Genomic DNA, 12,806 nt, shown 5'->3' on the forward strand with positions numbered 1-12,806 from the left:
GCAATGTCAGAGCTGACCCTGACGGTCATGCGGCTGGGTTTCCTGGCCGTTCTGTGGCTGTTCGTGATCGTGGCCGTCCAGGTCATCCGCAGCGACCTGTTCGGTACGCGCGTCACCGCACGCGGCTCGCGCCGTGAAAGCGGGCGCGCGCAACAGGCCGCACGACAGGCCGCTGCGCCTCCGCAGCAGCGGCAACAGCAGCAAGGGGGCGGCGGCCGCCAGCGGCGCGGTGCCCCCACCAAGCTGGTCGTCTCCGAAGGCACGCTCACCGGTACGACGGTGGCGCTGCAGGGGCAGACGATCACGCTCGGCCGTGCGCACGACAGCACGATCGTGCTCGACGACGACTACGCGTCGAGCCGGCATGCCAGGATCTACCCGGACCGGGACGGCCAGTGGATCGTCGAGGATCTCGGGTCCACCAACGGCACATATCTCGACCGGACCCGCCTCACGACGCCCCAGCCGATTCCGCTGGGCGCGCCGATCCGCATCGGCAAGACCGTCATCGAGCTGCGGAAGTAGTGCTACGTCATGAATGAGCGCGAGCGGGCCGACGCGGACGTCCGGGCCCTTGCTGCCCCGGACCCCGGCGCGCTCCCGACCGGAGGGTGGGCAGTGTGGTTCGACACGACCGGCTGTACCCGGAGTCTGAGCCGGCTGGGCAGGTGCGCATGAGTCTGTCACTGCGCTTCGCCGCCGGATCACACAAAGGCATGATCCGCGAGGGCAACGAGGACTCCGGCTACGCCGGCCCCCGACTGCTCGCGATCGCCGACGGCATGGGCGGCCAGGCCGCCGGTGAGGTCGCCTCGTCCGAGGTGATCTCCACCATCGTCGCGCTCGACGACGACGTGCCCGGGTCGGACATCCTGACCTCGCTCGGCACCGCCGTGCAGCGGGCCAACGACCAGCTCCGGATGATGGTCGAGGAGGACCCCCAGCTCGAGGGCATGGGGACCACCCTGACCGCGCTGCTGTGGACGGGCCAGCGGCTCGGCCTCGTACACGTCGGCGACTCGCGCGCGTACCTGCTGCGCGACGGCGTGCTGACGCAGATCACCCAGGACCACACGTGGGTGCAGCGCCTCGTCGACGAGGGCCGCATCACGGAAGAGGAAGCCACCACGCACCCGCAGCGCTCGCTGCTCATGCGCGCGCTGGGCAGCGGCGACCACGTCGAACCCGACCTCTCCATCCGTGAGGTCCGGGCCGGCGACCGGTACCTGATCTGCTCCGACGGCCTCTCCGGCGTCGTCTCCCACCAGACGATGGAGGAGACCCTCGCCAGCTACCAGGGCCCGCAGGAGACGGTCCAGGACCTGATCCAGCTGGCGCTGCGCGGCGGCGGACCCGACAACATCACCGTGATCATCGCGGACGTCCTCGACATCGACAGCGGGGACACCCTCGCCGGTCACCTCTCCGACGCCCCCGTGGTCGTCGGCGCCGTCGCCGAGAACCAGCAGGCGCTGCACGAAGGCAGCGCGATGGAGACCCCCGCGGGCCGCGCCGCCGGACTCGGCCGCCAGGCCACCGGCGGATCCCCCGGCGGGGGCGGCGAGTTCGGTCCGCCTGACAGCGGCGCCGTGGAGGGTCTCTCCTACTCGGACGAGGACTTCGTGAAGCCGCGGCCCCGCCGCAGGTGGCTCAAGAGATCCCTCTACACGGTGCTCGCGCTGGCCGTCATCGGCGGTGGCCTCTACGGCGGCTACCGCTGGACACAGACGCAGTACTACGTAGGCACCAACGAGGCGCACGTGGCGCTGTACCGCGGCATCAGTCAGGACCTCGCCTGGGTGAGCCTGTCCAACGTCGAGAAGGACCACCCGGAGATCCAGCTCAAGTACCTGCCGCCGTACCAGCGCAAGCAGGTCGACGCGACCATCGCCGAAGGTGACCTGGCCGCCGCCCAGGACAAGATCCAGGAACTGTCCGCGCAGGCCACCGCATGCGAGAAGCAGGCCGCACGGGACAAGGCCGAGAACGAGAAGAACGCGAAGACCGGCGAGGGCGAAGCAGGCGGAACCTCCACAGGAGGCACGGCGTCCCAGGCGTCGTTCCGCACCGACACACCCACGCCGAACCCGTCGTCGTCCGGCAAGTCCAAGACCTCTCCCACGCCCACCCCTGGCCCCACTCTTTCCGAGGAAGAGCAGCAGCTGGCCAAGGCGTGCGCACAGCAGTAGAAGCCGTTGGGGGCCTCAGCACGCCATGAGTAGTAACTCCACGACCCATACGTCGACCATTGGAGCGATCGGAGCACCCAGCCGACGCAACACCGAGCTGGCACTGCTCGTGTTCGCCGTGATCATCCCGGTGTTCGCGTACGCCAATGTCGGCCTCGCCCTCGACGGCGAGGTCCCCACAGGCCTGCTCGGCTACGGTCTTGGCCTCGGCCTGCTCGCGGGCGTCGCCCACATCGTCGTACGGAAGTTCGCGGCGTATGCGGACCCCCTGATGCTGCCGCTGGCCACCCTGCTCAACGGGCTCGGCCTGGTGGTCATCTGGCGGCTCGACCAGTCGAAGCTGCTCCAGTCGATCGACCAGGCGGGCAGCGCCGCGCCGAAGCAGCTGATGTACACGGCCATGGGCATCGCGCTCTTCATCGTCGTGCTGATCTTTCTCAAGGACCACCGCGCCCTGCAGCGCTACACCTACATCTCCATGCTCGGCGCCGTGATCCTGCTGCTGCTCCCGCTGGTTCCCGGCCTCGGCCAGAACATCTTCGGCGCGCGGATCTGGATCAACATCGGCGGATTCTCCATCCAGCCCGGTGAGTTCGCGAAGATCGTGCTCGCGATCTTCTTCGCCGGCTACCTGATGGTGAAGCGGGACGCCCTGGCACTCGCCTCACGCCGCTTCATGGGCCTGTACCTGCCGCGCGGCCGCGACCTCGGACCGATCCTCGTCGTCTGGGGGATCTCGATCGTCATCCTGGTCTTCGAGACCGACCTCGGTACGTCGCTGCTGTTCTTCGGAATGTTCATCATCATGCTGTACGTCGCCACCGAGCGGACCAGCTGGATCGTCTTCGGTCTGCTGATGTCCGCGGTCGGCGCCGTCGGTGTGGCCACGTTCGAGCCGCACATCCAGCAGCGCGTCGACGCCTGGCTCGACCCGATGAAGGAGTACATGCTCAGCCAGCAGGGCGTGGCAGGCCACTCCGAGCAGGCGATGCAGGCACTGTGGGCCTTCGGTTCCGGCGGCACCCTCGGCACCGGCTGGGGCCAGGGCCACTCCGAGCTCATCCGCTTCGCCGCGAACTCCGACTTCATCCTCGCCACCTTCGGCGAGGAGCTGGGCCTCGCAGGCCTGATGGCGCTGCTGCTGATCTACGCACTGATCGTGGAGCGCGGCGTACGCACCGCGCTCGCGGCCCGCGACCCCTTCGGCAAGCTGCTCGCCGTCGGCCTGTCCGGCGCCTTCGCGCTGCAGGTCTTCGTCGTCGCCGGCGGTGTCATGGGACTCATCCCGCTGACCGGTATGACGATGCCCTTCCTCGCGTACGGCGGCTCCTCCGTCATCGCCAACTGGGCGCTCATCGGCATCCTGATCCGGATCAGCGACACCGCGCGGCGGCCCGCGCCGAGCCCCACGCCAAGTCCCGACGCCGAGATGACCCAGGTGGTCCGACCGTGAACAAGCCCCTGCGCCGCATCGCGATCTTCTGCGGACTCCTGGTCCTCGGCCTCCTGATCCGCGACAACTGGCTCCAGTACGTGAAGGCCGACTCGCTCGCCTCCGACAAGGACAACCGTCGCGTCGCCATCGAGCGGTACTCGACGCCGCGCGGCGACATCATCGTCGACGGCAAGTCCATCACCGGCTCCAAGGCGACCACCGGCACCGACCTCAAGTACAAGCGGACCTGGAAGGACGGGCCCATGTGGTCGCCCGTCACCGGCTACGCCTCGCAGGTCGTCGGCGCCAGCCAGATCGAGAACCTCGAGGACGGCATCCTCAGCGGCAACGACGACCGCCTCTTCTTCCGCAACACCCTCGACATGATCACGGGCAAGCAGAAGGAGGGCGGCAACGTCGTCACCACCCTCAACGCCGCCGCGCAGAAGGCCGCCTACGACGGCCTGAAGAACCGCGGCAAGGGTGCCGTCGCCGCCATCGAGCCGTCCACCGGCAAGATCCTCGCGCTCGCCTCCACGCCGTCGTACGACCCCTCGTCCTTCGCCGGGAACTCCACCGACGACAGCAAGACGTTCACGGACCTCGACAAGGACAAGGACAAGCCGCTCCTGAACCGCGCGCTGCGCGAGACGTACCCGCCGGGTTCGACGTTCAAGCTGGTGACGGCCGCGGCCGCGCTGGAGAGCGGGAACTACGAACCGGACCAGAAGACGGACACCCCGCTGCCGTGGACCATGCCGGGCACCACGACGCCGCTGCCGAACGAGGGCAACATCCCTTGCAAGAACGCGACACTGCGGGTCGCCCTCAAGGTCTCCTGCAACACCGTCTTCGGCAAGATCGGCTCTGACCTCGGCAACGACGCGATGCGCGAGGAGGCCGACAAGTTCGGCTTCAACAAGGAGCAGTTCATCCCGGTCCGCTCGAACGCGTCGAACTTCGACGACGACATGAACAAGTCGGAGACCGCGCTCTCCTCGATCGGCCAGTTCAACACCGCCACGACGCCGCTGCAGATGGCGATGGTCGCTTCGGCGATCGCCAACGACGGCAAGCTCATGGACCCGTACATGGTGGACGAGCTGAAGGCCCCGAGCCTCGACACCATCGACAAGACGGACCCGAAGGAGCTGAGCCGGCCGCTCACCGAGGAGAACGCGCAGAAGCTCCAGTCGATGATGGAGACCGTCGTCAACGACGGAACGGGCTCCAACGCCAAGATCGACGACGTCACCGTCGGCGGCAAGACCGGTACCGCCCAGCACGGCGTCGACAACAGCGAGAGGCCGTACGCCTGGTTCGTCTCCTACGCCAAGACGGACTCCGGTTCGCCGGTGGCCGTGGCCGTGGTCGTCGAGGACAGCGCGGCCGGCCGCCAGGACATCTCCGGCGGTGGCCTGGCCGCGCCGATCGCGCGAGACGTGATGAAGGCGGTAGTGGACAGCAAGCAGTGACTCGAGAGACCCCGGCTTCACCGCCCCTTGTGAGCCGGGTCACTCACCGTTCACATAGACGCACGTGGCGATACCGGTCCTGTCACGGGTCACGGTGGCGGCCAGGTCACGCTGGGCAAGCCGGGTACGGTATGCCCGGACAGCACACCGGCAGCGCCCGCACGGGACGGTCGGGACCGACGGAGAGGGCTGGTAGGTAATGGAAGAGCCGCGTCGCCTCGGCGGCCGGTACGAGCTGGGCCAGGTGCTCGGCCGTGGTGGCATGGCGGAGGTCTACCTCGCCCATGACACCCGGCTCGGCCGCACCGTGGCGGTGAAGACGCTGCGGGTGGACCTCGCGCGCGACCCGTCGTTCCAGGCCCGGTTCCGCCGGGAGGCCCAGTCGGCCGCCTCGCTCAACCATCCCGCGATCGTGGCGGTGTACGACACGGGCGAGGACTACGTCGACCAGATCTCGATCCCGTACATCGTGATGGAGTACGTCGACGGTTCCACGCTCAGAGAGCTGCTGCACTCCGGCCGCAAGCTGCTGCCCGAGCGGGCCATGGAGATGACCGTCGGCATCCTCCAGGCGCTCGAGTACTCGCACCGCGCCGGCATCGTGCACCGCGACATCAAGCCGGCCAACGTCATGCTGACCCGCAACGGTCAGGTGAAGGTCATGGACTTCGGCATCGCCCGCGCGATGGGCGACGCCGGCATGACGATGACGCAGACCGCGGCGGTCATCGGCACCGCGCAGTACCTGTCGCCCGAGCAGGCCAAGGGCGAGCAGGTCGACGCGCGCTCCGACCTGTACTCGACGGGCTGCCTACTGTACGAACTGCTCACCGTGCGGCCACCGTTCGTCGGCGACTCCCCGGTCGCGGTCGCCTACCAGCACGTCCGCGAGGAGGCCCAGGCCCCCTCGGTCTTCGACTCCGAGATCACGCCCGAGATGGACGCCATCGTCCTCAAGGCGCTGACCAAGGACCCCGACTACCGCTACCAGTCGGCCGACGAGATGCGCGCCGACATCGAGGCCTGCCTCGACGGCCGGCCGGTCGCCGCCACCGCCGCCATGGGCGCGGTCGGCTACGGCGGGGGCCACCCCGACGACCAGCAGACCGCGATGCTGCGCCCGCAGAACGGTGCGGGCCAGACGTCGATGCTGCCGCCGACCAACCCGGACGACGGTGGCTTCGGCTACGACGAGCGGGGCGACCGGCGCAGACAGGGCAAGAACCGCACGTCGACGATCTTCCTGGTGCTCGCGGGCATCCTGGTGCTCGTCGGCGCCGTCCTGATCGGCAGAGAGATCTTCGGAGGCGGCGGGGCCGGCAACGAGTCGTTCAAGGCCCCGAACTTCGTCGGCAAGACCGTCGGCGAGGCCGAGAAGATGGCCGAGAACCGCGACCTCAAGCTGGACTCCAGCAAGTCGGGCCCCTGCGAGGACTACCCCAAGGGCCAGATCTGCACGCAGAACCCGAAGTCCGGCACCACGGTCGAGAAGAACGACACGGTCACGGTGTCGGTCTCGACGGGCGCGCCCAAGATCTCCATCCCGGACGTCACGGGCCTCTCGTACGACGAGGCCCGCTCCGAGCTGAACGACAAGGGCTTCGACAACATCACCAAGACCACCGAGGAGTCCGAGCGGACGCCCGGCACGGTCACCAAGCAGGACCCCGCGAGCGGCAAGGTCGAAAAGGGCACCGAGATCACCCTGACCGTCGCCAAGAAGAAGGCGCTCGTCACCGTCCCGAACGTGGCCGGCGGCAACCTCTCCTGCGACGAGGCCACCCAGCAGCTCGAGGACAGCAACCTGAAGGCGACCTGCACCGAGGAGGAGAGCACCGCGGCCGAGCCCGGCAAGGTCTTCGCCCAGAGCCTCCAGGCCGACAGCCAGGCGGAGCCCGGCTCCACCGTCACGCTGAAGGTCGCCAAGGAGGGCGCGCAGACCCCGGTCCCGAACGTGGTCGGCCAGAAGGTCAAGGACGCCAAGAAGATCCTGGACGACGCCGGCTTCAAGAACGTCCAGTTCGCCGACGGCGCCGACCAGGGCGACGAGGCCCGCGTCATCACCCAGGACCCGGCGGCCAACACCGCGTCCGACCCCGCCAACACCACGGTCACCCTGACCACGGTCGGCGGCGGCAACGGCGGGAACGACAACGGCGGCATCTTCGGCGGCAACCTCGGCGGCTGACGCCCCGCACCTGCTGCACGGTCGGAGCCCCGGCCCCCTCTACGTGAGGGGGCCGGGGCTCCGGCACATTTACCGACACCGCACCACGGCGCACCCCACTCACACGCAGATACGAACCTCGCCCATACCTTCATACGATCCGATCCGTTATCCGGACACCACACCTCCCAAACGGAAGGGAACTCCGGTGATCAACGAATCGGCCCTGCTCGAATCCAAGTCCCTGCGCAACAGCGTGCTCGCCCGCACCGACGTACTCGACAAGGTGAAGGCCCTGTCCCTGCTGCCGGACGGCATGCATGTGACGACGGCGATGTTGGCGGCGTACTTCGAAGTAGCAGAGACCGTCATCAACAACCTGCTCAGCCGCCACCGACAGGAACTCACCTCCAACGGACTACGTGTGCTGCGAGGCGCTGATCTGCGCGAATTTAAGGAACTCAACTTGAGTTCCCATCCCGGCACTTATCCACAGCCTCGCTCCAGCCTGGCCCTCTACTCCCGCCGAGCCGTCCTCAACATCGCCATGCTGCTGCGCGACAGCGACGTCGCCCGCCAAGTCCGCACCTACCTCCTCGACATGGAGTACCTGGCCCGCACCCAACCAGTCGACCCAGTCGGCACTCAGGACGCGGCAAGCTTCGACGCGCTCGACGCCCGCATCGACCAACGCATCGCCGACACGCTCGGCAAGACCGTCGTCCCGATGTTCAACGCCCTGATCGAAGCCTCCGGCGAGCACCGCCGCGAGCTGCTCGCCCTGCGCGCAGACATCCAGCACGTAGAGCGCCGGATGCGCCGCCACCACGCCCGGCTCCAGAGGCTGGATGTATCTGTGGCGAACAGCACCCACGCCATCACCATGGCGGCCATGGACGCAATGAACGGCTCGGAGCAAGAGGTTCGCCACAGAGACCGGCGCATCCTGAAGTGACAAAGGGCCCGAAGTCGCAAAAACAAGTTGCGGCTTCGGGCCCCGCCCATCGTAAGGGCAGCGCCAACCGCCCTACCGCAGTTCCTTCGGTGGCGTACGGTCGCCGTCCACCTTGTCGACCCGCTCCAGCTCGCCCCACACCACGTAGCGGTACGTGGACGTGTAGACCGGCGTGCAGGTCGTCAGCGTGATGTACTTCCCGGCCTTCTTCTTCCCCGACTCCTTGGGCACCTGGTCGAGGACGTCCACGTTGTACTTCGATGTCTCCGGGAGGATGTTGTAGACCTTGTAGACGTACCAGTCGTCCTTCGTCTCGAAGACGATCGGGTCGCCCTTCTCGATCTTGTCGATGTTGTGGAACTTGGCGCCGTGTCCGTCCCGGTGCGCGGCCAGCGAGAAGTTGCCGTTCTTCCCGTTCATCGGCAGCGCCGCCTTCACGGGGTCCTTGTAGTAGCCGGCGACACCGTCGTTGAGGATCTTGGCGTCGGTGCCCTTCTCGACCAGCATGTCGCCCTTGCTCATCGCGGGAACGTGCAGGAAGCCGATGCCGTTCTTGGTGTCCAGGGCGCCGGGACCGCTGCTGCCCTTCCACTGGTCACGGACCTTGTCGCCCTGCCTGCCCGCCTCGCGATCGGCGACGACGTTCGTCCACCACAGTGAATAGGCGACGAATAGACCGAGGATCACGCCCGCGGTGATGAGCAGTTCACCGAAGACACTGACGGCGGTCGCGATCTTGCCGCGCCGGGGCGAGGGCGAAGGCGAAGAGCCGTTCGGTGCGGCTTCTTCCCCACGGTCGGTCGTCGCTGCCACTGCGTCATGCCCCGTCTCTGTGCGCCGTACTGCCCGATGCCTGGTGCCCGGAGTTCCCCGGTTATTCGACGAGCGCGTCCGGCTTGCCCTTGCTCCGCGGACGCTCCTCGACCATCTTGCCCCAGACGATCATTCGATACGTACTGGTGAATTCCGGAGTGCACGTCGTCAGAGTGATGTAGCGCCCCGCCTTGGTGAATCCGGAGCCCGCCGGGATCGGGTTGAGCACAGCGGTGTTCGACGGCATCGTCTGCGGGAGGATGCTCGCCATTTTGTACACGTAGTACTTGTCCTGCGTCTCGACCACGATCGGGTCACCCGGCTCAAGACGGTTGATGAAGCGGAACGGCTCGCCATGAGTGTTGCGGTGCCCGGCGACCGCGAAGTTCCCCTTCTTCGCGTCCGGCATCGCCGTCGGAATGCTGTCCTTGTCGTAGTGCCCGACCATGCCCTTGTCGAGCACCTGCGGCTTGCTGATCCCCTCGGCGATCGGCACGACGACGTCCAGCTTCGGGATGTAGAGGATCGCGAAGCCCTGCCCCGGCTCGAACGCGCCGGGCTTGCGCTTGCCGTTGGCCCAGTCGTCCTCGAGGCTGTGCCGGGCGCTGCCGGCGATGTCGTGGGCCCTTATGTTCGACCACCACAGCTGGTAGGTGACGAACAACAGCATCAACACCCCGAGGCTGATGAAGACTTCGCCGACCGCTCGGCTCGCGATCACGCCCGCACCCGGCTTGGCCGCCCGCGCCGCGGCCCGCGCCTCGACCCGGGACAGCGGCTTGCCGTCCGCCCCCGGCTCCGACTCCTGCTCCGTCGCGGGCGCGGCCGAGTGCCGTCCCGCACCCCGCTTGGCGGCCTTCCTGCGCGCGGCGCGGCCACCGGTGGGCGGCGCGGTCTCGACTATTCGCCGAGTGTCCGCGGTGCGCAGGGCAACGGTCTCGTCGTCCCGCACCAGCCGAGGCTCCGGCTCTTCCTGTACGGGAGTGGGGACGGACTCTCGGGTTACGGCCTCTCGGGCTACGGGCGGCGGCTCCGGGGTCCGGCGCGCGGCCGCGGACGCCTGCTCCTGGGCCTGCTCCTGCGCGCTCCCGTACCAGTCCTGGGCGTACCCCTGCGGGTCGTACCACTCGGGCTCCGGCTCCAGGCGGCGCTTCGACTCCTCGCCCCGCCGCTGCCCCTGCCGGCGCTCCGGCTCCGGCTGTGGCGCCTGCTCCTGCCCTCCCGACGGCCGGAACCACGGCGACGGGTGCTGCCCCGGCAGCGGGTCGTTCAGCGGGTCGTCGAGGCGACGCACCGCATCCTCGAACCCGCCGGCCTCACCGTCCTGCTCGGGGCGCAACGCGGTCACGCCGATGCCCTGCCCACGACCGGCGCGAGCCCGGCAGATCTGGCCACAGCGCCCTGGTCCCCGCACTCGACGAGCCAGTTCGCGAGCATCAGGTGCCCGTGCTCGGTGAGCACCGACTCGGGGTGGAACTGCACGCCCTCGACGGGCAGTTCACGGTGGCGCAGCCCCATGATGATGCCGTCCTCGGTACGAGCCGTGACCTCCAGCTCCTCCGGTACGGTGCCGGGCTCCGCGGCCAGCGAGTGGTAGCGGGTGGCCGTGAACGGGTCGGGGAGGCCCGCGAAGACGCCCTTGCCCGAGTGCCCGACGAGCGAGGTCTTGCCGTGCAGCAGCTCGGGGGCGCGGTCCACCACGCCGCCGTACGCCACCTGCATCGACTGCATGCCGAGGCAGACACCGAAGACGGGCACACCGGTCGCCGCGCAGTGCCGCACCATCTCGATGCAGACACCGGCCTGTTCGGGGGCGCCGGGACCCGGGCTGAGCAGCACGCCGTCGAACCCGTCCTGCGCGTGCGAGGTCGTCACCTCGTCGTTGCGCACCACCTCGCACTCGGCACCCAGCTGGTACAGGTACTGGACGAGGTTGAAGACGAAGCTGTCGTAGTTGTCGACGACGAGAATGCGGGTCTTTCGGGTGCTCACTGGCCGTTCACCGTCACATCGTTGAAGGGCAGCAGCGGCTCGGCCCAGGGGAAGATGTACTGGAAGAGGACGTACACGACCGCCAGGGCCAGCAGGACCGAGATCCCCGCCCTCACCCAGGTGTTCCCCGGCAGATGCCGCCAGATCCAGCCGTACATGCCGGGCTCCCCTTCCACCGTTCTGCGATTACGGCACCAGACTAACGGCGCAAGGCTTTCGGTTTGCCTGCCTCCACAGGCTGAGTGGCATCAAGATGCGCCCAGACGATCAGCCGGTGACTGTGGCCCCACTCCGGCTCACACGTCGTCAGCGTCAAATAGCGCCCCGGCTCCTCGTAACCGGACTTGCGCGGCACCGGGTCGATCACTCCGACATCACTGGGCAGCGTCTTGTACGGCTTGGTGTCGATGACGTACGTGAACCAGGTGGTCCCGTCGGTGAGCACGACCGGGTCACCCGGCCTGAGCTTCGGGAAGTCCTTGAACGGGTCGCCGTACGTGCGCCGGTGCCCCGCGACCGCGAAGTTCCCCTTCTCCCCAAGCTGGGCCGTGCCGGCGTAGTGCCCGAGCCCCTTCTTGAGAGTGCCGACCTTCGTGTTCTGCAGCACGGGCTTGTTCCACGTGAAACCGAGCCGCGGGATGTACATCACACCGAAGGGATCGCCATCCTTGTACGGGCTTTGCTTCGGCGGCGCCGTACTGGTCTGCCCCTCGGGCGCCGCGCTGGCCACCGGCCGCTTCGCCCACTGGTCCTGGAGGTCGTCGATCTGACTGCCCATCGCACTGTCCGCCTTCACACCGGTCCAGAACAGCACGTACGCGACGAACAGCACGATCAAGGCGCCGACGGTGATGCAGAGTTCACTGAATGTCCTGATGGCGACACGTACCGACACAGGCCCCCCAGTACGGCGGCTACTCCATGGCTACTTCACGGGCTTCGCGTAGTGGAGATCCACTGTGCCCGAGTAACCGGGAAGAGTCATCGCCCCGTCGTCCTCGACTTTCCAGCCGAGCCCGTACGCGTTCACGTACAGCATGTAGTTCTGGATCTCGGGCGAGGCCGCGACCGTCTGCTTCAGCTTCTCCGGATCCCCGACCGCGGTGATCTTGTACGGGGGCGAGTAGACCCGGCCCTGGAGGATCAGGGTGTTGCCGACGCAGCGGACGGCGGACGTGGAGATGAGGCGCTGGTCCATGACCTTGATGCCCTTGGCGCCGCCGTGCCACAGCGCGTTCACCACGGCCTGCAGGTCCTGCTGGTGGATGACCAGGTCGTTGGGCTGGGGGTCGGGGTAGCCGGGCAGCTTGGGGGCCGCGTTCGGCGGGGCGTCGTCGAGTGTGACGGAGATCGCCTCACCCTTCACCTTCATCGTCCCCGAAGCCTTCTCCAGACCGGTCAGCTTCTTGTCGTCGGCCTCGGTGGAGCCGTTGTCGCGCTCGGCGAGGCGCTCGACGTCACCGCGGACCCCGCTGTTGACCGCTTCCAGATCCTTGTTCTTACGGCTGCGCTCCTGGATGAGGTCGGAGAGCTTCAGCAGGGACCCGTCCGTCCGGATATTGGTGCCCTTGGCCGTATTGAAACTGGTGAAAAAGATGAGGCCGGCGAGCGCGAAGACGCCAACGGTGAGCAAGCGCACGGGCCGCAGGCGCCCACGGGCGGAGCTCTTGGCAGAGTCGACGGAATTGCTCAACGTACCCTTATCTCCTTCGACGCCACGGAAGCACTACGCTAACGGACGCCCGGAGGAGCACGGGGATTCCCCACAAGTTCCCCTTGT

At 67.8% G+C, this 12,806-nt stretch carries 12 protein-coding genes; 6 read left to right on the forward strand and 6 right to left on the reverse strand.

The features are described 5' to 3' along the window. Positions 1 to 3 precede the first annotated feature (3 nt). From ABT004_RS17495 to ABT004_RS17520, 6 genes are all read left to right on the forward strand, one after another. Positions 4 to 525 (forward strand): FHA domain-containing protein FhaB/FipA, encoded by a 522-nt coding sequence (locus ABT004_RS17495; RefSeq protein WP_351337297.1) that lies wholly within the window; start codon positions 4 to 6, stop codon positions 523 to 525. 149 nt (positions 526 to 674) lie between these two features. Beyond that, positions 675 to 2,189, forward strand: a complete 1,515-nt coding sequence (locus ABT004_RS17500) for a Stp1/IreP family PP2C-type Ser/Thr phosphatase (protein WP_351337300.1) — start codon at positions 675 to 677, stop codon at positions 2,187 to 2,189. A 25-nt stretch (positions 2,190 to 2,214) separates the two neighbouring features. Next, positions 2,215 to 3,642: an FtsW/RodA/SpoVE family cell cycle protein gene (locus ABT004_RS17505; protein ID WP_351337302.1), complete on the forward strand. Its 1,428-nt coding sequence runs from the start codon at positions 2,215 to 2,217 to the stop codon at positions 3,640 to 3,642. Beyond that, entirely contained in the window at positions 3,639 to 5,099 is a 1,461-nt protein-coding gene (locus ABT004_RS17510; protein WP_351337305.1) for a peptidoglycan D,D-transpeptidase FtsI family protein, read from the forward strand. Before ABT004_RS17505 ends, ABT004_RS17510 begins: the two co-directional genes overlap by 4 nt. A gap of 199 nt (positions 5,100 to 5,298) precedes the next feature. Beyond that, complete coding sequence (gene pknB / locus ABT004_RS17515) at positions 5,299 to 7,287, forward strand: Stk1 family PASTA domain-containing Ser/Thr kinase (protein WP_351337308.1); 1,989 nt, start codon at positions 5,299 to 5,301, stop codon at positions 7,285 to 7,287. Positions 7,288 to 7,474: 187 nt separating this feature from the next. After that, positions 7,475 to 8,221 carry a restriction endonuclease gene (locus ABT004_RS17520; protein WP_351337311.1) on the forward strand — a complete coding sequence of 249 codons (747 nt, stop codon included), beginning with the start codon at positions 7,475 to 7,477 and terminating at the stop codon, positions 8,219 to 8,221. Positions 8,222 to 8,293: 72 nt separating this feature from the next. On the opposite strand, the gene ABT004_RS17525 is transcribed toward ABT004_RS17520, so the two are convergent. The 6 genes from ABT004_RS17525 to ABT004_RS17550 all read right to left on the reverse strand — a co-directional run bounded on the left by ABT004_RS17525 (position 8,294) and on the right by ABT004_RS17550 (position 12,719). After that, entirely contained in the window at positions 8,294 to 9,034 is a 741-nt protein-coding gene (locus ABT004_RS17525) for a class E sortase (RefSeq protein ID WP_351337313.1), read from the reverse strand. A gap of 61 nt (positions 9,035 to 9,095) precedes the next feature. Further along, positions 9,096 to 10,382, reverse strand: coding sequence for a class E sortase (locus ABT004_RS17530; protein ID WP_351337316.1), 1,287 nt, complete (start codon positions 10,380 to 10,382; stop codon positions 9,096 to 9,098). After that, positions 10,379 to 11,026, reverse strand: coding sequence for an aminodeoxychorismate/anthranilate synthase component II (locus ABT004_RS17535; protein ID WP_351337319.1), 648 nt, complete (start codon positions 11,024 to 11,026; stop codon positions 10,379 to 10,381). Before ABT004_RS17535 ends, ABT004_RS17530 begins: the two co-directional genes overlap by 4 nt. Next, the gene (locus ABT004_RS17540; RefSeq protein ID WP_326022339.1) at positions 11,023 to 11,184 is read right to left on the reverse strand and encodes a hypothetical protein; all 162 of its coding nucleotides are present in this window, start codon (positions 11,182 to 11,184) and stop codon (positions 11,023 to 11,025) included. The genes ABT004_RS17535 and ABT004_RS17540 overlap by 4 nt, the downstream gene beginning before the upstream one ends. Positions 11,185 to 11,225: 41 nt before the next feature. After that, positions 11,226 to 11,921 (reverse strand): class E sortase, encoded by a 696-nt coding sequence (locus ABT004_RS17545; RefSeq protein ID WP_351337322.1) that lies wholly within the window; start codon positions 11,919 to 11,921, stop codon positions 11,226 to 11,228. Between the two features lie 30 nt (positions 11,922 to 11,951). Beyond that, entirely contained in the window at positions 11,952 to 12,719 is a 768-nt protein-coding gene (locus ABT004_RS17550) for a DUF881 domain-containing protein (RefSeq protein WP_351337325.1), read from the reverse strand. Between the last annotated feature and the right edge of the window lie 87 nt (positions 12,720 to 12,806).

The organism is Streptomyces sp. NPDC002790, from assembly GCF_040295505.1.
Lineage (GTDB): Bacteria > Actinomycetota > Actinomycetes > Streptomycetales > Streptomycetaceae > Streptomyces.

Excerpts from the sequence above, each read along its gene's own strand:
- ABT004_RS17495 (WP_351337297.1), top strand. The coding sequence starts at position 4 with ATGTCAGAGCTGACCCTGACGGTCATGCGGCTGGGTTTCCTGGCCGTT.
- ABT004_RS17500 (WP_351337300.1), top strand. The coding sequence starts at position 675 with ATGAGTCTGTCACTGCGCTTCGCCGCCGGATCACACAAAGGCATGATC.
- ABT004_RS17505 (WP_351337302.1), top strand. The coding sequence starts at position 2,215 with ATGAGTAGTAACTCCACGACCCATACGTCGACCATTGGAGCGATCGGA.
- pknB (WP_351337308.1), top strand. The coding sequence starts at position 5,299 with ATGGAAGAGCCGCGTCGCCTCGGCGGCCGGTACGAGCTGGGCCAGGTG.
- ABT004_RS17540 (WP_326022339.1), bottom strand. The coding sequence starts at position 11,184 with ATGTACGGCTGGATCTGGCGGCATCTGCCGGGGAACACCTGGGTGAGG.